General features: G+C 69.2%; 24 protein-coding genes and 1 tRNA gene. 15 read left to right on the forward strand and 10 right to left on the reverse strand.

The annotated features are described in order from the left end of the window. Positions 1–24: 24 nt before the first annotated feature. Both GEV10_06430 and GEV10_06435 read right to left on the reverse strand, forming a co-directional pair. Positions 25–438 (reverse strand): GNAT family N-acetyltransferase, encoded by a 414-nt coding sequence (locus GEV10_06430; GenBank protein MQA78101.1) that lies wholly within the window; start codon positions 436–438, stop codon positions 25–27. An 84-nt stretch (positions 439–522) separates the two neighbouring features. Continuing rightward, positions 523–951 carry an NUDIX domain-containing protein gene (locus GEV10_06435; protein ID MQA78102.1) on the reverse strand — a complete coding sequence of 143 codons (429 nt, stop codon included), beginning with the start codon at positions 949–951 and terminating at the stop codon, positions 523–525. Positions 952–1,035: 84 nt separating this feature from the next. On the opposite strand from GEV10_06435, the gene GEV10_06440 reads away from it, so the two are divergent. The 9 genes from GEV10_06440 to GEV10_06480 all read left to right on the forward strand — a co-directional run bounded on the left by GEV10_06440 (position 1,036) and on the right by GEV10_06480 (position 7,829). Then, entirely contained in the window at positions 1,036–1,812 is a 777-nt protein-coding gene (locus GEV10_06440) for a UTRA domain-containing protein (GenBank protein ID MQA78103.1), read from the forward strand. A 106-nt stretch (positions 1,813–1,918) separates the two neighbouring features. Next, positions 1,919–2,377, forward strand: a complete 459-nt coding sequence (locus tag GEV10_06445) for a hypothetical protein (GenBank protein ID MQA78104.1) — start codon at positions 1,919–1,921, stop codon at positions 2,375–2,377. After that, a complete protein-coding gene (locus tag GEV10_06450; protein ID MQA78105.1) occupies positions 2,374–2,652 on the forward strand; it encodes a hypothetical protein in 279 nt (92 codons plus the stop codon). Before GEV10_06445 ends, GEV10_06450 begins: the two co-directional genes overlap by 4 nt. 82 nt (positions 2,653–2,734) lie before the next feature. Further along, a complete protein-coding gene (locus GEV10_06455) occupies positions 2,735–3,076 on the forward strand; it encodes a hypothetical protein (protein ID MQA78106.1) in 342 nt (113 codons plus the stop codon). Beyond that, complete coding sequence (locus tag GEV10_06460) at positions 3,073–4,611, forward strand: cell division protein FtsK (protein MQA78107.1); 1,539 nt, start codon at positions 3,073–3,075, stop codon at positions 4,609–4,611. The genes GEV10_06455 and GEV10_06460 overlap by 4 nt, the downstream gene beginning before the upstream one ends. Beyond that, a complete protein-coding gene (locus tag GEV10_06465; protein ID MQA78108.1) occupies positions 4,608–4,859 on the forward strand; it encodes a hypothetical protein in 252 nt (83 codons plus the stop codon). Before GEV10_06460 ends, GEV10_06465 begins: the two co-directional genes overlap by 4 nt. Beyond that, complete coding sequence (locus tag GEV10_06470; protein ID MQA78109.1) at positions 4,856–6,382, forward strand: replication initiation protein; 1,527 nt, start codon at positions 4,856–4,858, stop codon at positions 6,380–6,382. Before GEV10_06465 ends, GEV10_06470 begins: the two co-directional genes overlap by 4 nt. Next, a complete protein-coding gene (locus tag GEV10_06475) occupies positions 6,379–6,609 on the forward strand; it encodes a helix-turn-helix domain-containing protein (protein MQA78110.1) in 231 nt (76 codons plus the stop codon). The genes GEV10_06470 and GEV10_06475 overlap by 4 nt, the downstream gene beginning before the upstream one ends. Then, entirely contained in the window at positions 6,609–7,829 is a 1,221-nt protein-coding gene (locus GEV10_06480; protein ID MQA78111.1) for a tyrosine-type recombinase/integrase, read from the forward strand. The genes GEV10_06475 and GEV10_06480 overlap by 1 nt, the downstream gene beginning before the upstream one ends. A gap of 93 nt (positions 7,830–7,922) precedes the next feature. Here GEV10_06480 and GEV10_06485 read toward each other — a convergent pair. Then, positions 7,923–7,993, reverse strand: a tRNA-Gly gene (locus tag GEV10_06485). Between the two features lie 255 nt (positions 7,994–8,248). On the opposite strand from GEV10_06485, the gene GEV10_06490 reads away from it, so the two are divergent. Both GEV10_06490 and GEV10_06495 read left to right on the forward strand, forming a co-directional pair. Next, the gene (locus GEV10_06490) at positions 8,249–8,449 is read left to right on the forward strand and encodes a hypothetical protein (protein MQA78112.1); all 201 of its coding nucleotides are present in this window, start codon (positions 8,249–8,251) and stop codon (positions 8,447–8,449) included. A 40-nt stretch (positions 8,450–8,489) separates the two neighbouring features. Beyond that, positions 8,490–9,128, forward strand: a complete 639-nt coding sequence (locus GEV10_06495) for a LysE family translocator (protein MQA78113.1) — start codon at positions 8,490–8,492, stop codon at positions 9,126–9,128. A 3-nt stretch (positions 9,129–9,131) separates the two neighbouring features. Here the strand turns inward: GEV10_06495 and GEV10_06500 are convergent, their stop codons facing one another. Together GEV10_06500 and GEV10_06505 are read right to left on the reverse strand one after the other, a co-directional pair. Next, entirely contained in the window at positions 9,132–9,833 is a 702-nt protein-coding gene (locus GEV10_06500; protein MQA78114.1) for a protein-tyrosine-phosphatase, read from the reverse strand. Continuing rightward, on the reverse strand, positions 9,830–10,273 hold the full coding sequence (locus GEV10_06505) for an NUDIX domain-containing protein (protein MQA78115.1): 444 nt from the start codon (positions 10,271–10,273) through the stop codon (positions 9,830–9,832). Before GEV10_06505 ends, GEV10_06500 begins: the two co-directional genes overlap by 4 nt. Positions 10,274–10,356: 83 nt before the next feature. Between GEV10_06505 and GEV10_06510 the strand changes: the two genes are divergently transcribed. After that, positions 10,357–11,001 carry an HAD-IA family hydrolase gene (locus GEV10_06510; protein ID MQA78116.1) on the forward strand — a complete coding sequence of 215 codons (645 nt, stop codon included), beginning with the start codon at positions 10,357–10,359 and terminating at the stop codon, positions 10,999–11,001. Here the strand turns inward: GEV10_06510 and GEV10_06515 are convergent. Next, complete coding sequence (locus tag GEV10_06515; protein MQA78117.1) at positions 10,998–11,384, reverse strand: L,D-transpeptidase family protein; 387 nt, start codon at positions 11,382–11,384, stop codon at positions 10,998–11,000. The genes GEV10_06510 and GEV10_06515 overlap by 4 nt on opposite strands. A 207-nt stretch (positions 11,385–11,591) precedes the next feature. On the opposite strand from GEV10_06515, the gene GEV10_06520 reads away from it, so the two are divergent. Then, on the forward strand, positions 11,592–12,167 hold the full coding sequence (locus GEV10_06520) for a dCTP deaminase (GenBank protein MQA78118.1): 576 nt from the start codon (positions 11,592–11,594) through the stop codon (positions 12,165–12,167). Between the two features lie 6 nt (positions 12,168–12,173). On the opposite strand, the gene GEV10_06525 is transcribed toward GEV10_06520, so the two are convergent. Genes GEV10_06525 through GEV10_06540 form a run of 4 tightly spaced genes read right to left on the reverse strand, consistent with a single transcriptional unit; the run spans position 12,174 to position 16,223 of the window. Beyond that, on the reverse strand, positions 12,174–12,560 hold the full coding sequence (locus GEV10_06525; GenBank protein ID MQA78119.1) for a DUF3817 domain-containing protein: 387 nt from the start codon (positions 12,558–12,560) through the stop codon (positions 12,174–12,176). A 1-nt stretch (position 12,561) separates the two neighbouring features. Beyond that, positions 12,562–12,975, reverse strand: a complete 414-nt coding sequence (locus GEV10_06530) for a hypothetical protein (GenBank protein MQA78120.1) — start codon at positions 12,973–12,975, stop codon at positions 12,562–12,564. 19 nt (positions 12,976–12,994) lie between these two features. Then, positions 12,995–14,053, reverse strand: a complete 1,059-nt coding sequence (locus tag GEV10_06535; protein ID MQA78121.1) for a hypothetical protein — start codon at positions 14,051–14,053, stop codon at positions 12,995–12,997. A 49-nt stretch (positions 14,054–14,102) separates the two neighbouring features. Next, complete coding sequence (locus tag GEV10_06540; protein ID MQA78122.1) at positions 14,103–16,223, reverse strand: 4Fe-4S dicluster domain-containing protein; 2,121 nt, start codon at positions 16,221–16,223, stop codon at positions 14,103–14,105. A 254-nt stretch (positions 16,224–16,477) separates the two neighbouring features. On the opposite strand from GEV10_06540, the gene dnaK reads away from it, so the two are divergent. Next, complete coding sequence (gene dnaK / locus GEV10_06545; GenBank protein MQA78123.1) at positions 16,478–18,394, forward strand: molecular chaperone DnaK; 1,917 nt, start codon at positions 16,478–16,480, stop codon at positions 18,392–18,394. Continuing rightward, positions 18,391–19,092: a nucleotide exchange factor GrpE gene (gene grpE, locus GEV10_06550; GenBank protein MQA78124.1), complete on the forward strand. Its 702-nt coding sequence runs from the start codon at positions 18,391–18,393 to the stop codon at positions 19,090–19,092. Before dnaK ends, grpE begins: the two co-directional genes overlap by 4 nt. Positions 19,093–19,140: the final 48 nt, after the last annotated feature.

Genomic DNA, 19,140 nt, shown 5'->3' on the forward strand with positions numbered 1-19,140 from the left:
TTCGCGGGGCATGATCGACGGGCCTCACCCCGGTTCCCGTCCGAGCCAGCGTGGGTCGTGCTGGAAGCCGGCTCGTTGATAGAGGGGTACTGCCTGGTCACTGGAATGGACGGTCACGTGCTCTAGTGCCAGCCTGTCCGCATCCGCCAGCACTGCTTCTAGCAACGCCGCACCGATCCCGTGGTCGCGCACCTCGGGCACTACATACATCGATTGGACGTCGCCGCTACGTCGATATCGCCGTTCGGGGCTGGGCACCCGTTCAGTGAGCACCAGCCACGCCATTCCGACCACGTCATCACCCAGCTCGGCAACGAACGGGAGATGAGTCGGTAGATGGTCGCTGATCCAACTGGCGAACGAGTCAACGAAGCCGAGGGCGTCTGGTACGGCACGGCTGTCTCCCTCGGTCAACGCCGCCAGGCGAAGGTCCGCCATCGCTACAGCGTCGTCCTCTGTGGCCCTTCGTACCGTGACCTGCACCCTGGGCTCCCTCTATGCACGCGTCTCGACTGCGAGGGCTTAGGCGACTAGTAGTACGCCGTCGTGGTTGCGGATCGCGGGTGTGCCGTTGTAGCGGATCGCGTCGCGGGCGCGGACGACATAGGCGGGGTCCATGAGGTCGTCCAGCTCGTCGTCGGTAGCCCAGCGGAAGTCGGAGACCTCGTCGTTGACCCTGAGGTCTTCGGTGGTCGGGCGGCAGCGGAAGACGAGGGAGACGATGCCTCGGGTCATGTTCTTGTAGACACCGGAGAGCGTGTCGACCTCGACGGACATGCCGGTCTCCTCGGCGATCTCGCGGGCGAGGCCGTGCTCGATGGTCTCGTCGAGTTCGAGGACGCCGCCTGGTGGTTCCCAGTGGCCGTTGTCGGCCCGTTGGACGAGGAGAACGCGGTTGTCGTCGCGGACGATGGCGGCGGCAACGCTGACGGAGTGGCGCTCGTTTGACACGTTCGCCTCCCTTGCTGGCCCGTATGGCTACTCTGTCGTCTAGAGGAGTGAAAGTACCAGGAACTTTCGACTAGGGGAGCGTCAGTGGCTCTTGGCAGCGTGGACACGGCGAGCGACCGCTCCGTGTTCCAGCAGATCGCGGATCAACTTCGCGAGGAGATCACGCGCGGGCGCCTTGGCGCGGGGGAACGGCTGCCCTCTGAGGCTGCGCTAATCGATCACTACGGCGTGGCGCGGATGACGATCCGGCAGGCGTTGGGAGTGCTCAAGAGTGAGGGCCTGGTCGTTGCCGAGCATGGGCGCGGGGTGTTCGTGCGGCCTCGGCCGGTGGCTCGGCGGCTGGGTAGTGACCGGTTCGCGCGGCGGCACCGGGAGGCCGGTCATGCGGCGTTCGTGGCGGACGCGAAGGCCGCGGGGCAGCAGCACTCGGTGGACAACGTGCGCATCGATCGAGAGAAGGCTCCCACTGATGTCGCCGAGCTGCTCGGCGTGGACGGCCGCAAGAAGGTCGTGGTCCGGCGCCGGCGGTACCTGCTCGACGGGCATCCGGTCGAGGTCGCGGCCTCGTACATCCCGCTGGACGTCGCAGGAGGGACGAAGATCGAGGAACCCGACACTGGTCCGGGTGGGATCTACGCCCGGATGGAGGAGCAGGGCTACACCTTCGGCCCGTTCCACGAGGACATCAGGGCGCGGATGCCGACGCCGGAGGAGATCACCGCGCTACAGCTCGCGCCCGGTGTCCCGGTCCTTGATCTCGTCAGAGTCGCCCGCGACGCGAGCGGGCGGGCTCTGGAGGTCTGCGAGACGGTCATGGCTGCCGACTCGTTCGTGCTGAGCTACGACCTGCCCGCTAAGTAGGCTGCCTCCGTTCCGTGTGTCGCTTGACACCGCTTCGCCAACTCCTCTATACATGTGGTAACTCCTCTAGACGTGCAGAGGAGACGACAAGCGGAGGTAGTGACTGATGGCGATTCAACGTGGTGAGCGGTTCCCGGTGGCGTTCGAGCACGCGTTTCCGAAGGGCCTTGTCCTGATCGGGGATGTGGAGGCTTCGACGGAGTACCAGTCGCAGGAGGACCGCAACCGTGGCCGTGAGGCCAAGCAGCGCGTGGACGAGCGGTCGGGCAAGCGGATCTGGAAGGCCGTGGCGACCGACCCGGACGAGGGACGGGCCAAGCGGGCGTCGTTCGAGATCCAGTTCATCGCCGACGTGCAGCCGGTCCCGCCCGGTGACGAGGTGCTGCCGGGCATGCGCCCGATCGCCCTCGACGGCCTGCATGTCGAGCCGCACGTGACCGGTCAGGGCGAGTACAAGTCCCTAGCGTTCCGGGTCTGGGCGACCGGCTTCGCCGACCCCAAGGCCGCGTCTCGCTCGCGGTCGCAGTCCGGGCAGGGCTCGCAGGGTAAGGAGCAGGCGGCATGACGGCCCGGAGGCGTGAGCTGGCGGTGACCACGAACGTGCACCTGCGCGCGGGTATGCCGTTCGGTGTGACGGCCTTCGACGCCAACGACCGGCGCGGGCCGTTCGTCAGTGTCGACCTCGGTGACGGCTTGACCACGGTGTCGCTGTTCATCGAGGACGAGGACACCGCCAACCGGCTCATCGCGGTCGCGGGGGAGGCGCGGGCGAAGCTCGTCGGCGCGATGACTCGCGCGAGGCAGGCTGAGTCCGGTCAGCCGGAGCTGATTGCTTCCTAGAGCGGCGCGGCAGCGGTGAAGGATTCCAGGCCCGCCGCTGCCGCGCCTTCCACACCACACCCCCAGAGAGGGCGTAGCAGGCATGTCCCAGCGTAGAAGCAGCAACCACGTGCCGCCGGAGCCGGAGCAGCCGGCGATGTTCACCTACCGCGTCGACCAGGTCGCCAAGAATCTCGCCCTGGGCGACAAGCCGAAGTGGCGGTACCCGTGCGGGCTGTGCAACGGCTCCCTGGTGTCCGAGCCGGGCGGGCTGTGCTCGACGTGTGCACCGACCCCGCCTCGGTCGCGGCGCAAGACCGCGAAGCCTCGTACCGCGAAAAAGACCACCACCGCCAAGACGACGAAGACGAGTGAGTCGAGTGGTCGGCCTCGGGCGAAGCGGGTCCCGCCGTGGGACCGGGTCGCGGACGGTGGTGCGTCATGAGAGGCGTCGCCTACAAGAAGCCCTCCCCGACGGTGCGGGCGGAGTCGTTCCGGATCGGGTTCTGGACCGTCCTCGGCGGCACGATCGCCGCTGGGATCGGGCGTGTCGTGTGGTGGCTGGTCCGGCAGTGGCCGGTCTGGCTTGTCGTCGGGCTCGGCTACGCCGCCTGGCGGGTGCACGCCCGGTTCGACACCCACGGCCTGTCACTGGCCGCTCTCGCCCTGGTGACGGTGCTGGTGGCCTGGCGTGTACTGCACGCCCGGTCGTTCAAGCTCGTCGTGTCCTGGCCGCTGCGGTCATGGTGGCGCCGCGTCGCCCGGTATGGACGGGGCTGGGACGAGCTGGTGGCCGTCACCGGCCTGGTCAAGCCGTTCCGTGGCCGCGAGCTCGCCCCGGTGCTGGGGCGGTGCAGGTCGACCGACACCGTGGACCGGCTCCGCGTCCGCACCCTGCGGGGTCAGGTGCTGGCGGACTACGCGGGCAACGCGGAGCGGTTCGCCGCGTCCAACGGTGCGATTGACTGCCGCGTCCGGTCGGTCCGCACCCCGGTCATCCGGTTCCGAGGGAAGACCCTGGTCCGGTCGCGGGTCGTGCCGCGCCTGCTGGAGCTGTGGTTCCTGGTCACCGACCCGCTACGGGACCCAGTCGCACTGTTCCCGATCCCGGACAAGCCGAACCTCCACCGCCTCCGCGTCGCTCACCGCGAAGACGGCCTCCCGTGGCATCTGCGACTCCGGGGCACCCACGTCCTGGTGGCTGGTCGCACGGGGGCGGGGAAGGGCTCGGTGTTGTGGTCGATCGTCCGTGCGCTCGCCTCGGCGGTGCGGGACCGGTGGGTCGAGCTGTGGGTCGTCGACCCCAAGGGCGGCATGGAACTCGCCGCCGGACAAGGCCTGTTCGCCCGGTACTGCTACGGCGACAACAACACCGACGACGAAGGCCGCAAGCGCGCGTATCAACTCGACTTCGCTGAGTTCCTGGAAACCCTTGTCGACCGGATGCAGGAACGGCAACGGGACCTGCGGGGCGTGTCCCGAACGCACAAGCCGCGGCCGGGTGACCCGCACATCGTCGTGCTGATCGACGAGCTGGCGTGCCTGACCGCGTATGTGACGGATCGGGAGGCGAAGAAGCGGATCGAAGCCGCCCTCGGACTCCTCCTCAGTCAGGGCCGCGCGGTCGGCATCACCGTCGTCGCCGCGCTGCAAGACGCCCGGAAGGAGGTGCTGCCGGATCGGGGGCTGTTCCCGACCCGGATCGGGCTGGCGGTGAACGAGCCGGAGGAGACCGACCTGGTCCTCGGCTCGACGGCGCGGAAGAACGGTGCCCGCTGTGACGAGATCTCCGAGGACACCCCTGGTGTGGCGTTCGTCGCGGTGGAGACCGAGAAGGAACCCGTCCGGGTCCGGTTCGGCTACGTCGACGACGAGGAGATCACCCGCCTCGCCGTCACCTACCCACCCGGCGCCGCCCCGGTCGACCCGTATCCCAGCGATCCCACGCACACCGAGACCCGGCAGGAGGACCAGTCATGACCCCCACCGACACGATCACCCTGGACGGGTCGTGGATCGAGGAGACCCGCGAGACGGTCATGGACGGGTTCGACTGCGGGGTGTGCCTGGACTTCGGGTACCTCGACGGCCTGGGGCCGTGCCCGCACTGCGATCCCGACGGCTACGCCGAACACGTCCACTGCGCCACCCAGGCCAGACCACAGTTCGGGCTCGACGGTGCCGACCCGTGGGCCGACTCGCCCGATCTGGTATGGGTGCGGTCATGACGGCGATCACCCTCGACGTCATCCGCGCCGCCGCCGAGATCGAGGGCGTGTGCGTCCGGCCGATCGTGTCCCACCTACATGACGTGGAGACGGGCAAGAAGCGGCTGGTGCCGATCCCGTGCGGCTCGACTCGGGAGGCGCAGTGCCCGCCGTGTGCGGACAAGGCCCGGAAGTTGCGGATGCAGCAGTGCCGGGAGGGCTGGCACCTCGACACCGAACCCGACCCTCCCGAGCACGACGAGGACGACGGTTACGGCGAGGACGCCGAGGACCAGGCCGACGACGCCGACGGGGGGTCGGAGCGGCGGGTCCGGTCGACTCGGCGTCGCCAGGACGCACCCGACCTGCCGTCGTACGAAGTCGAGGCCCGCACGGTCGGGCAGGTGTTCACCACCGACGGCGGCAAGACGTACCGGCCGTCGATGTTCGCCACGATGACGCTCCCGTCCTATGGGCGGGTTCGGTCGGACGGGACTCCGGTAGATCCGGGCTCGTACGACTACCGGCAGGCTGCCTTGGACGCGATGCACTTCCCGAAGCTGGTGGACCGGTTCTGGCAGAACCTGCGCCGTGCGGTCGGGTACCGGGTGCAGTACTTCGCTGCCGTCGAACCCCAGCGGCGTCTCGCGCCGCACCTGCATGCGGCGATCCGGGGTGCGATCCCTCGCGTGGTGATGCGGCAGGTCATTGCCGGGACCTATCACCAGGTGTGGTGGCCCGCGTTCGACGAGCCCGTCTATGACGATGAGGAGCTACCCGGCTGGGATCACTCCGCCGGCGGCTATGTCGACCCCGATACCGGGGAGTTGCTGCCGACCTGGGAGCAGGCCCTCGATCGGCTCGACACCGACCCCGACGCCCGACCTGGGCACGTGGTCCGGTTCGGGGAGCAGACCGACCTGCAAGGCATCCTCGCCGGGACCTCGCAGGCCGATCGGCGGGTGGGGTACCTGTGCAAGTACCTGAACAAGTCGATCGCCGACACCCATCCCGACGAGGAGCCCTCGGCACGGCGTTCCGCGCATGTCGATCGGCTGTGGGAGCAGGCCCGGTGGCTGCCGTGCTCGCCTCGGTGCGGGAACTGGTTGCGCTACGGCGTGCAGCCCAAGGACGCACGGCCCACGTTGGAGCCGGGCAGGTGTCGGGGGAAGGCGCATCGGCGGGACACGCTCGGGTGTGGTGGTCGTCGGGTGTTGGTGTCGCGGCAGTGGACCGGCAAGACCCTCACCCAGCACAGGGCCGACCGGGCTGCTGTCGTCCGGGCCGTGCTCGAGGAAGCCGGGATCGAGGCTCCCGACGTCGACCGGTACTCGACCAAGGTCACCACGGCTGACGGGCGGCCTCGGTTCGTATGGACCGCCGTTCGCGCCCACGAGGTACCTGCCTACCGGGAGCTGCTGCTCGACCTGCTCAAAGAGCGCCAACGCTGGCGCGGGCAGTACGAGGACGCCAAGCAACGCGCCGGGCCACCGGGTCGGGATCTTTCGGCAACCGAGGAAGCCGCCGAGGAGGTGGCGGCATGACGACGGAGAGGCACGACACGGAACGGCTGTTGACGGTGGAGCAGGCAGGCGAGCTGCTCGGCACGAACGGGCCCCGGTTCCCTCGGCGGCTGATCGCGGAGCGGCGTATCCGGTTCGTGCGGGTCGGACGGCATGTGCGGATCCCGGAGTCGGCGGTGCGGGAGTTCGTCGACGCCAACACGGTCGAGCCCATCGTGCGGGACCGCTACGGACGGGCGGTGGCCTGATGGCGAAGCGGAAGGGACGTCGTCGGTTCGGCTGGGTGCGGAAGCTGCCCTCGGGTCGCTACCAGGCGAGCTATCTCGGTGCGGACGGTCTCCGGCAGAACGCGCCGCACACCTTCGCCAGCAAGGACGAGGCGGGGGACTGGCTCACCCTGCGCGAGGCCGATCGGGTGCGTGGCGATGCACCACCGGCGAGGCGGGGAGCTATGCCCTTCGGGCCCTACGGCCGTGAGTGGGTCGACGAGCGTTCGGGACTGCGGCCGCGCACGGCTGACCTCTACCGCTGGCTGCTGGTCAAGTACCTGGACTCGTTCGAGTCGGTGCACCTGGTGGACATCGACCCCGCAGCCGTACGGCGGTGGCGGGCGAAGCTCCTACGCGGCGGTGTTTCGGCAACGATGGTGGCGAAGGCGTACCGGCTGTTCCGCGCGATCATGATGACGGCCGCCGAGGATGACGAGCTGATCGTGCGCAACCCGTGCCGGATCCGTGGTGCGGGCACCGAGACACCGACCGAGCGACCCGTGCTGACTGTCGCGCAGGTCTACGCCCTCGCCGACCGGATGCCCGCGCGGCTCCGAGTGCTGGTCCTGCTGGCGACGTTCGGGAGCCTGCGCTTCGGTGAGGTCACCGCGTTGCGGCGTCGAGACGTCGACCTCGACGAGCGGAAGGTGCAGGTTCGTCGGGCGTTCACGGAGGTTCGGGGGCAGGGCCTGGTCGCCGGTCCGCCGAAGTCGCGCGCAGGCGTCCGGACGGTCTCGCTCCCGGCGGCGGTGATCACGGACCTGCGCCGCCACCTGGCCGAGCACACCAAGGCGGGCAACGATGCCCTGGTCTTCACCGTCCCGAACGGGTCACCGGTACGACGGGGAAACTTCAACAAGGTGGTCGGCTGGCGGGACGCGGTCGCCGCGATCGGGGCAACCGGCCTGCACTTCCACGACCTGCGGCACACGGGCAACACCCTCGCTGCCGACGCCGGGGTGAGCACGCGGAACCTCATGGCTCGGATGGGACACGACAACGAGCGGGCGGCGCTGATCTACCAGCACGCGACCGCGAAGGCCGATCGGCTGATCGCGGACGTCCTGGACGCCCAGGTCCGTGCGGAGCGTACGAACAAGACCACAAAGCGCGGTCGGAAGCAGTCGACCCGATCGAACTCGGACGAGGACGACGAACCGGACGAGGGGGCAGCGGGTGTGCTCGTGCCGACCGGCTAACAGCACGCGAACAGCACGAGGGACGACGAAGGCGCCTACCGCCGAACCGGGTAGGCGCCGGCTCTCGTTGCTGCGTAAGGGTTTCGAGTTGGGAGCGGGTGACGGGAATCGAACCCGCATTGTCAGCTTGGGAAGCTGATGTTCTACCACTGAACTACACCCGCGCGGCGCCGTCCGGCACGTCCGCGTCAGTGTACCGGGCGGGTCACCGAGGACGGTGTCGGTGGCCGGCTGCGCGGTCACCCGAGCGCCTGTCCCGGCCACGCCGTCGACTTCACATGGCACTGCCTGGTCGTATGCCTGGGTTGTGCTGGTTCGGAACCGGTAGTGCCATGTCAGGTCGCGCTCCGGGCACCGTGACGGCGCGCGGTCGGTGTCGGGATCGCCCTCTCGGCGCTCGAGCTGCGCACGGAGGGTGGGTGTGGCTCGTCATCGTCGCCGCTGCTGCGTTCGTCGCCAGGTCCGTGGTCGAGCTGTGGATGCCCGAACGGGCACGCCGGGCGGACGGGGCGGTGCGGACGTGGTGGAAGCGGCTCGCGGTCGTGTGGGCCGTCCTCGTCGTCGTCGCAGTCGCGGCGGCGATGACCCTCGTCGTCCCGGCGGCACCGAGGTCGGCGTAAACCTGGTGCCCTGGTAGGAGCGCGTGTCTAGGGTGGGGGCGTGATCGCCCCCGCGCGCCTCGCCGCCTTCGCCCTCGCGTCCCTGGTGCTCATCGTCATCCCGGGTCCCAGCGTGGCCTTCGTCGTGAGTCGCGCGCTTGCGCTGGGGCGGCGTGCGGCACTGGCCACGGTGGCCGGCAACGCGGTCGGCGAGTACGTGCAGGTCGTCGCGGTGGGGTTCGGGATAGGCGCGATCATCGAACGGTCGATCGTGGCGTTCACGGTGCTGAAGTTCGTTGGTGCCGGCTACCTCGTCTACCTCGGTGTACGCGCGTTCCGCAGCCGCGGGAGCCTCGCCGCGATGATGAACGAGGTCGAGGCGCCGCGCGGCGGCTGGCGCACCTGGCGGGAGGCGTTCGTCGTCGGCGTCACCAACCCCAAGTCGCTCGTGTTCTTCGGCGCCGTCCTGCCGCAGTTCGTGGACGGGTCGGCCGGGCACGCGTCGGTGCAGCTGCTCGTCCTCGGCTTGGTGTTCGTCGCGATCGCGCTGGTGTCTGACTCCGTGTGGGGCCTCGCCGCCGGTGCGGCCCGGGCCTGGTTCGCGCGGTCGCCGCGCCGGCTCAGCGTGGTCGGTGGGGCCAGCGGCCTCACCATGATCGGCCTGGGCGTCGGGGTCGCGCTCACAGGGCGCAGGGACTGACGGTCACCCAAGGAGTCGACGCCGGACGGCCTCGACGTTGGCGTCGGTGAACCCGCCCGCGCGCAGGTAGCCCTCCGCACCGCCGTAGCGCCGGTCCAGGTGGTCCAGTGCCGCGGCGATCGTCTCCGGCCGGGCGGCCCACAGGTGGCGCAAGCGCTGTCGCTCGGCAGGGTCGGCGATACCGGTGTAGATCGCCTCGTTCACCTCGCGCAGCCCGACATCGGAGTACACGTAGTCCTCGGTGATGACGTCCCGGTCCACGCCGGCGAGGGTCAGCGCGAGCGCGACGACGAGACCGGTGCGGTCCTTGCCCGCATGGCAGTGCACCACGACGGCACCATCCGGAGCGTCCGCGATCGCGGCGAGGGCCGCGGCGAACCACTCCGGTCGCCGGTCGAGCATCGCCAGGTAGAGGTCGGCGAGCGTGCCTTCGCCGGTGTAGCGGACGGCCGGATCCTGCACCGGCAGGTTGCGATAGAACGCCTCTGCGGCGAACGGCGTCGGCTGGTTGGTGCACTCGGCCTCGCTGCGCAGGTCGAGCACGAGCGACAGGCCACAGGCGCGGGCGGTCGCCAGTCCGGCCTCGGTGAGCTGGCCGAGGCGGTCGGACCTGATGAGGACGCCGGGCCGGATGCGCCGGCCGTCACCGGACGGCAGGTCACCCAGGTCGCGCGCGTTGGCGCACGCGGGCCAGTCGAGCCTCATGCGGTCAGTGCGGTGCCGAGCCGCGCCGGCAGGTCCTCGGGGAAGTAGCGCTCGCCGGTCGCACGCAGCTCGTCGAGACTCCACCAGCGGTGCCCGTCGACGCAGCCGCGCTCGACCTCGTCGTGCCCGGCGAACGTGACCTCGAACGGCGCGACGCGCGCCACGTAGAAGTCCATCGTCTGGTGGATCGGGCGGCCGTCGAAGCTGAACCTGGTGGCCGACGACCAAGCGGCCTCGCCCAGCTGGTCCGCCGAGACGACCAGCCCGGTCTCCTCGTACGCCTCGCGGGCCGCGGCCTGCGCCGTGCTCTCGCCCGGGTCGACGGCGCCGCCGACGGTGAACCAGAAGGGCTCGTCCGGGCGTGCGGGGTCGAAGCCGTGGAGCAGCAGGACCCGATCGTCGTGGTCGACCGGAAGGAGGCGTCCGGTCACGCGGTGCATGGTGTCGGTCGTCATCGGGCTCGACGTTACGCGATCGTCCTGCTCAGTAGGGTGAACGGGTGACGACCACCCGACCCGACCTCGTGATCTTCGACTGCGACGGCGTGCTCGTCGACACCGAGCGGATCGCCGTACGCGTCGACGCCGAGGTGCTCGCCGAGCTCGGCTGGCCACTCGGCGACGAGGAGATCATCCAGCGGTTCCTCGGTCGCACGCAGCGGCACATGTACGACGAGATCAGCGCCCACCTCGGCAACCGGCTGCCGGACGGCTGGGAGGCGGACTTCGAGCGCCGCTACCTCGCCGCGCTCGACGTCGAGCTGAAGCCGGTCGAGGGCGTCGTCGACGTGCTCGACGTGCTCGACGTGCTCGACCTGCCGATGTGCGTCGCGTCGAGTGGCAGCCACGAGAAGATGCGGCACACGCTCGGGCACACCGGCCTGTACGAACGCTTCGAGGGCCGTATCTTCAGCGCCACCGAGGTCGCCCACGGCAAGCCGGAGCCCGACCTGTTCCTGCACGCGGCGGCACGCATGGGCGTCGAGCCGTCCGGCTGCGTCGTCGTCGAGGACAGCCACTACGGCGTGCAGGCCGCGCGTGCCGCGGGCATGCGGTCCTTCGGTTACGCGGGCGGGATCACGCCCGCCGACTGGCTCGCGGGACCGGACACCGTCGTGTTCGACGACATGCGCGAGCTGCCCCGCCTGCTGGCCGTGACGGCGGACTAGGCACGCACGGCGACGAGGTCGCCCTTGTGCAGCTCGCGGTAGAACCGCTTCGCTGCCTTGTGTCCCAGGTGGACGCAGCCGTGCGACTTCTCGCCGAGGCTGCCCTCGTGGAACGCCTCACCGCCGTTGTAGAAGACCGAGTACGGCATGGGCGCGTCGTAGATCGAGCTCACGTGGTCGATGTCCTTGTAGTCCACGGTGAACCTGCCGCGGTCGGTCTCGTAGCCGGCGCGGCCGGACGTGATCTTCACCGGGCCGTACGTGACCTCGCCGTCCTGCATCAGCCACGCCCGTTTCGCGGAGAGGTCGACACAGGCGCTGACCGTGTCGTTGGTGCACGGTGGCGTGGCGGCCGACGCCGATCCGGCGGTCACCACGGCCATAGGTACGGCGAGCGCGGTCGCCGCGGCGGCGGAGACGATCAGGTGTCTGACGTACCTCGTGGGTGTCTTCACTGGTGCTCCCAGGTCGTGGGCTCCTTACTATGTGCACGCACGGGAGACCGTGCGCCGTTGGCCACCCCGCGGCACTCACACGGTGCGCGACCTTGCTCACCCAACGTGTCCGGGCCGACCAGGTACGCTTCCCGCGTGTTGCTCTCTGACCGCGATATCAGGGCCCAAGTCGACAAGGGACGGATCGGGCTCGAGCCGTACGACGCGTCCCTGGTCCAGCCGTCGAGCATCGACGTGCGGCTGGACAGGTACTTCCGGGTGTTCGAGAACCACAAGTACCCGCACATCGACCCCGCGCTCGAGCAGGACGACCTCACCCGCATGGTCGAGCCGAAGGGTCAGGAGCCGTTCATCCTGCACCCCGGCGAGTTCGTCCTCGGGTCCACCTACGAGATCGTTAGCCTGCCCGACGACGTGTCGGCGAGGTTGGAGGGGAAGTCGAGCCTCGGCCGTCTCGGCCTGCTCACGCACTCCACGGCCGGCTTCATCGACGCCGGCTTCAACGGGCACGTCACGCTGGAGCTGTCCAACGTCGCGACGTTGCCGATCAAGCTGTGGCCCGGCATGAAGATCGGCCAGCTGTGCTTCTTCCGGCTCACCTCGCCGGCCGAGCAGCCGTACGGCACGGGCGCGTCAGGGTCGCGGTACCAGGGTCAGCGGGGTCCGACGCCGTCGCGTTCGTACCTGAACTTCCACCGCTCGACGATCTGACGGGCCTTACGTCCGCCAGTAGCGCGACTCCTTCACCCAGCGCGTGACGCGGCGCTCGCAGAAGAACGCGACGGTGGGCACGACGCCGGCGAGGAACATCGCGACCATGCGCGTGAAGCTCAGTCGCACCCGCCGCGCGAGGTCGGCGGCCGCGACCAGGTAGACCATGTAGAGGTAGCCGTGGACCTGGCCGATCACCGCGACCGGCTCGGGGATGTGCCAGATGCGGTCGAGCGGCATCGCGACGAACACCAGCGTGATCAGCAGGACGCCGGTGACGTACGCCATCACCCGGTAGCGGACGAGCGCGCCGCGTACGCTCTTGCGCCGCCCGTCCGTGGACGCCTGCGTGTCGGCGTCGACCCTGTCGCCCTCTCGTGCCTGGCTGCTCATGTCACCGTCCCACTCGCTCCGACCGGCGGTTGAGCTCGGTGAGCCACCGGTTGTACTCCGCCAGCTCGGCGTCGGCCTCGGGGTCGGCATCGTCGTCCTCGTACGGCTCCACTTCCGCGGACGCCGCGCCGGGCAGCGGGTCGCCTGCGGCTCGTTCGGCGGAGTGCGGCGGGTCGAGCTGCGGGTTCAGCTCCTCGCGGAGCATACGGATCCACATGTAGACCACGAAGATCGCGAACGCGGGCCACTGGAAGGCGTAACCCCAGCTGCGCGCGTTGCCGGCCTCACCGCGCTGCAGCTGCCAGTACGCGAGCCCGATGAACGCCGCGATCAGCAGCAGGGCCAGGGCGGTCATACCCAGCCACTTGGGGGTCAGCAGCAGCTTTCGCACACCCCGAGGATACGTCGCCGCGATTCGGGCGTCCGCGACGGCGTCAGGCGGACGCGACGCAGGCGGCCACGAGCATCGTGACCACCAGTGCGACGCCGATGAGCGCGGCGATCGCGCCGAGGTAGCCGACCAGCGCACCCGCGAAACCGCGCCCGACCGACACGTCGAACGAGTGCGCGTACAGCTGCGACAGGACGGCCAGGGTCACGACCAGGACGACCGCCGAGATGAGGTTCGCGACCGTGCCGTCGCCGAAGACGAGCGTCGCGACTCCCTGCGGGATGCTGAACATGCCGAAGACGACGTTGGTCTGGCTCGCCGCCGCCGACGGCTCGCCGTGCCCGCCCCCGGACGCCGCGAGGGAGAGCGCCAGGCGTCCGACGATCGTGCCGATCAGGAGCGCGATCCCGGCCGCGACCGGTGCGAACACCAGCCAGGCGGGCGAGCCGCCGTTTCGCAGGGGCTCCGCCAGGCACAGCAGGATCGCGTCGACGAGCAGCAGCAGGTACGCGGTGCCCCACATCGTGGCGCCGCGGGCCTCCCTGGCCGTACGCCGCGGATGCGTGAGCATGCCGACGACGAAGTCCAGGCCGTTGCCGAGCCACGGCTCGGCCTCCGGTGTCCGCGTGACCGGCGGGCGGGACAGCACCGCGCGGGCCTGCTCGCGCCTGGCCTCGGTGACGGGTGCACCGTGTCTGGCCAGCGCCTGGTCGATGAGGTCGAGGTCGACCTGGTCCTTCGGCCGGCCGAGAGCGACCTTGAAGACGCGCAGCTCGTCGAGCCGGAGGAACGGCACGCCGTCGATACGCTCGGCCTTCGCGATGAGCGCGCGCGCGTCGCGGCGGTAGCCGGGGAAATCGAGGCGGCACATGACGTCGAGGTCGCCGCGGCTCAGTGTCTCGCCGCCGTCGGGTCGCGTACGGGCCTCCCAGCCGTCGGCGCGCAGGCGCTCGTACAGCTCGGGGGTGACGACGAGGTCGATGTCCGCACCCTCGCGAAGCCCGCGCACGACGAGCGGTCCGCTGCCGAAGACGACGTACTCGCCGTCCGGCAGTCCGAGGGAACGTACGGAGTCGAGCAGCTGTGCGCGATCGATGGCCACGGCCGAAGCGTAGTGGGCCGTGGCGCTCCGCGGTGCCCGTGACGCGTTCTCAGTCGGTCGACGCGGCGGCGGGCGTGTCGGTCTTCATCGACCTCAGCAGCAGATGCGAGACGTCGACCACCTCGACGCCGTCGCGGGCCGCGCCCTCGCTCTGTTTCGCCTTGATCGCGTCGCCGAGCATGACCAGGCAGTACGGGCATGCGGTCGACACGGTGTCGGGGTCGAGGGCGAGCGCCTCCTCGACACGCTCGGTGTTGACCCGCTTGCCGATGGTCTCCTCCATCCACATCCGCGCGCCACCCGCGCCGCAGCAGAAGCCGCGGTCCTTGCACCGGTGCATCTCCTGGGAGGTGAGCCCGGGCACGCTGCCGAGCAGCTCGCGAGGCGGGGTGTAGACCTTGTTGTGCCGGCCGAGGAAGCAGGGATCGTGGTAGGTGACCTTCTCCTCGACCGCCGTGACGGGCTTGAGTCGGCTCTCGTCGACGAGCCGGGCGAGCAGCTGGGTGTGGTGGATCGTCTCGTAGTTCCCGCCGATCTGCGGGTACTCCCTGGCGATGGTGTTGAAGCAGTGCGGGCAGGTGGCGACGATCTTCTTCGCGCCGAGCTCGTTGAGGGTCTCGACGTTCTGCTGCGCGAGCATCTGGTAGACGAACTCGTTGCCCAGCCGCCGCGCCGGGTCGCCGGTGCAGCTCTCCGTCGGGCCGAGGACGGCGAACTCGACGCCGGCCATGTGCAGTAGCTCCGCCACCGCGCGGGTCGTCTTCTTCGCACGGTCCTCCAGTGCGCCCGCGCAGCCGACCCAGAACAGGTACTCCACGTCGTCGGGGATGGAGTCCTCGACGACGCGGACCTCGAACGGCAGACCCTTGGTCCAGTCGAGCCGCGCCGAGGCGTTCATGCCCCAGGGGTTGCCCTTGTTCTCGAGGTTCTTCAGCATCGTGCCGGCCTCGGAGGGGAAGTTCGACTCGATGAGCACCTGGTAGCGGCGCATGTCGGCGATGTGGTCGATGTGCTCGATGTCGACGGGGCACTGCTCGACACAGGCGCCGCAGTTGGTGCACGACCACAGCACGTCGGGGTCGATCACGCCGTTCACGTCCGTGCCGCCGACGAGCGGCCGCGCGGCCTCGGCCTTGAGGGCGTCGGGCAGCGCGTCGCGTTGGTCCTCGGGCGTCAGCAGGTACGGCGCCTTCGCATACAGGTGGTCGCGCAGGTCGGTGATGAGCATCTTCGGCGACAGCGGCTTGTCGGTGTTCCACGCCGGGCACTGTGACTGACAGCGGCCGCACTCGGTGCAGGTGGCGAAGTCGAGGAGGCCCTTCCACGTGAAGTCCTCGATCTTGCCGCGCCCGAAGACATCGGTGTCGGGGTCGGCCTCCTCGAAGTCGAGCGGCTTGCCGTTGCTCGTCATCGGCAGCAGCGGGCCGAGGGCGTCGGGACGGCGGGACGTGAGGACGTTCGGAGGCGCCAGGACGATGTGCATGTGCTTGCTGTGCACGACGATGATCAGGAAGCTCAGCATCACCGCGAGGTGGGCGAGGATCATCACGGTGGCCAGCACCTCACCGGCCGGCTGGCCGATCGGCGCCAGCGCCGTCGCCACCAGCTCAGACATCCACGCGCCGCTCTCGTACGGGAACTCGCCGGCGACGATCGCGGCGGCGCGCAGCACGAACAGCGTCCAGATGACGTTGAAGATCATGAAGAGGATGAGCCAGGCGCCGCCGAGGTGCGAGCCCTTGAAGCGCGACCTGCGGTCGAGGCGCTTCGGCGAGTTACGCACCCGGATGACCGCGAACACGACCAGCGAGAGCAGACACAACACGGCGATGGTGTCCTGCAGGAAGCCGAGCGCCGGCCAGGTGCCGATCAGCGGGATGTGGAAGTGCGGGTCGAACAGCGCACCATACGCCTCGATGTAGACGGTGAGCAGGACGAGGAACGCCCAGAACGTGAACGCGTGCGCGAGACCAGGCACCGACCACTTCAGCAGCTTGCGCTGGCCGAGCACCTCGGTGACCTGCGTGCCGAGCCGGCGGCCGATGCCCTCGGTGCGGTCCGGCGCGGGCTGGCCGGTGCGCACCACCCGATAGAACCACCACAGCCGGCGGCCGGCCACCACGGCCGCCACCACCGTCAGACCGAGACCGACAACGATCCGTACCCACATCACGACACGATCACCTCGGGGGCCTCCTCGGGGCCGGCGCGGGCCAGGGACGCGTACAGACTAGATGTTACCCGTCGGTAACCAAGGGACCCGCTCACCCCTCGGGATGCGGGGTTTCCGCACCCACGACCCGCGCTCGCGTAGTAAAGTTGAGTCCAATGGACTCAAGGAGCTTGACGATCGGAATCGACCTGTCTAGCTTTGAGCCCGTAGCACTCAATCTTCTTTCCAAGCTGGTCAACGGAGGCAACCTGATGGGACGAGCGGTCGGGATCGACCTGGGGACGACGAATTCGGTGGTGTCGGTCCTTGAAGGCGGTGAGGGCACTGTCATCGCGAATGCCGAGGGAGCGCGTATCACGCCGTCGGTCGTGGCGTTCGCGAAGAACGGCGAGGTGCTCGTTGGTGAGGTCGCTAAGCGGCAGGCGGTGACGAATGCTGACCGTACGATCCGTTCGGTTAAGCGGCACATGGGCACTGGTTGGTCTACTGAGGCCGATGGTAAGACCTACAAGCCGCAGCAGATCTCCGCGTTCATCTTGCAGAAGCTCAAGCGCGATGCGGAGGGTTACCTCGGTGAGGACGTCACTGATGCGGTCGTGACTGTGCCGGCGTATTTCGACGACGCGCAGCGGCAGGCGACGAAGGAGGCCGGGGAGATCGCGGGGCTGAACGTGCTGCGGATCATCAATGAGCCGACGGCTGCCGCGCTGGCGTACGGGCTCGACAAGCAGGAGGATCAGACGATCCTCGTCTTCGACCTTGGTGGCGGTACGTTCGACGTGTCGCTGCTCGACGTGGCGAAGGACGACGATGGTTTCTCCACGATCGAGGTGAAGGCCACCAATGGCGACAACCACCTTGGTGGTGACGACTGGGACCAGCGGGTCGTCGACTGGTTGGTCGACCGGTTCAAGGCCGCCAACGGTATCGATCTGTCGAAGGACAAGATGGCGATGCAGCGGATCCGTGAGCAGGCGGAGAAGGCGAAGATCGAGCTGTCGACCACGCAGCAGACCTCGATCAACCTGCCGTATATCACTGTCGACGGTGACAAGAACCCGCTGTTCATCGACGAGTCGCTGAGCCGTGCGCAGTTCCAGCAGATGACGTCTGATCTGACTGACCGGTGTAAGGCGCCGTTCCACCAGGTCATCAAGGACGCCCGTGTCGACGTCTCGAAGATCGACCAGGTCGTGCTGGTCGGCGGATCGACCCGGATGCCCGCGGTGCAGGAGCTCGTGCGTGAGCTGACCGGTGGCAAGGAGCCGAACAAGGGCGTGAACCCGGACGAGGTCGTCGCTGTCGGTGCCACGCTGCAGTCCGGTGTGCTGAAGGGCGAGGTCAAGGACGTCCTGCTCCTCGACGTCACACCGCTGTCGCTCGGCATCGAGACCAAGGGCGGCATCTTCACCCGGCTGATCGAGCGCAACACCACGATCCCGACGCGGAAGTCGGAGATCTTCACCACGGCGGACGACAACCAGCCGACGGTGGGCATCCAAGTCTACCAGGGTGAGCGTGACATCGCGGCGTACAACAAGAAGCTCGGCACGTTCGAGCTCGATGGGCTGCCGCCCGCGCCGCGGGGTGTGCCGCAGGTCGAGGTCGCGTTCGACATCGACGCCAACGGCATCGTCAATGTCTCGGCGAAGGACCTCGCGACCGGTAAGAACCAGTCGATGACCATCTCCGGCGGCTCGGCGCTGCCGAAGGAGGACATCGCGAAGATGGTCCGCGACGCCGAGGAGTACGCCGAGGCCGACCGCAAGGAGCGGGAGAAGGCCGAGATCCGTAACCAGGGCGAGACGCTCGTCTACTCGACCGAGAAGCTGCTCAAGGAGAACGCCGACAAGATCCCGGCCGACCGCAAGTCCGAGGTCGACGACGCGCTCGCCGAGGCGAAGAAGGCGCTCGAGGGCAACGACCTCGACACCATCAAGAACAGCGTCGAGAAGCTCGGCAACGCGAGCCAGCAGCTCGGTGCGGCGATGTACGCGCAGGCGCAGCAGGAGCAGCAGGCGGCCCAGCAGGGCGGCCCGCAGGCCGACGCCGGTGACGCCGGTGATGCCGGCGGCTCCGACTCGCAGCAGTCGGCGACCGACGACGACGTCGTCGACGCCGAGATCGTCGACGAGGACAACACCAAGCGCGAGGGCGGCGGCGCATGACTCCAGCGACAGGTCCTGAGGGTCCGTCGCCGGAGGAACAGGGTGGCTTCGTCTTCCGAGACAGGCGCAGGATCGACCCCGAGACGGGCGAGGTCCGCACCCCCGAGCAGGAGCCGGCCGGCGAGTCGGCTCCTGCCGCGGGCGGCGCCGCGACCGGTGAGCCTCCCGCCGACGGCGACGAGGTGGCGGACCTGCGCATGGCACTCGCCGAGCGCACCGCCGACGTCCAACGCGTCCAGGCCGAGTACGTCAACTACCGCAGGCGCGTCGACCGCGACCGTGAGGCGCTGAAGGCCGAGACCACCGGCAAGGTGCTCGGCGCCCTCCTCCCGGTGCTCGACGACCTCGACCGGGCCAGGGAGCACGGCGAGCTCGAGGGCGGCTTCAAGGCCGTCGCCGAGGCGTTGGAGCGGATCACCAGCGGGCTGGGTCTGGAGCGGTACGGCGCGGAGGGCGAGCCCTTCGATCCGACCGTCCACGAGGCGCTGACCCACGAGTACTCCGCCGACGTCGACGGCATCGTGGCCACCCGCATCTACCAGCCCGGCTACCGGGTGGGCACGCGCATCCTGCGTGCGGCCCGCGTCGCGGTGACCGAGGCCGAGGGCGGCGCGGTGCCGGCGTCGGTCGAGGGTGCGCTCACCCTCGACGACACGCCGGGCGACGAGGCCACCGGCGGCGACAGCACGACGTCCTGAGAGGGCGACATTGAGTACTTCTAAGCGCAGGAGCTCGACGAGCGCGGT

This window comes from Streptosporangiales bacterium (assembly GCA_009379955.1).
Taxonomy (GTDB): domain Bacteria; phylum Actinomycetota; class Actinomycetes; order Streptosporangiales; family WHST01; genus WHST01.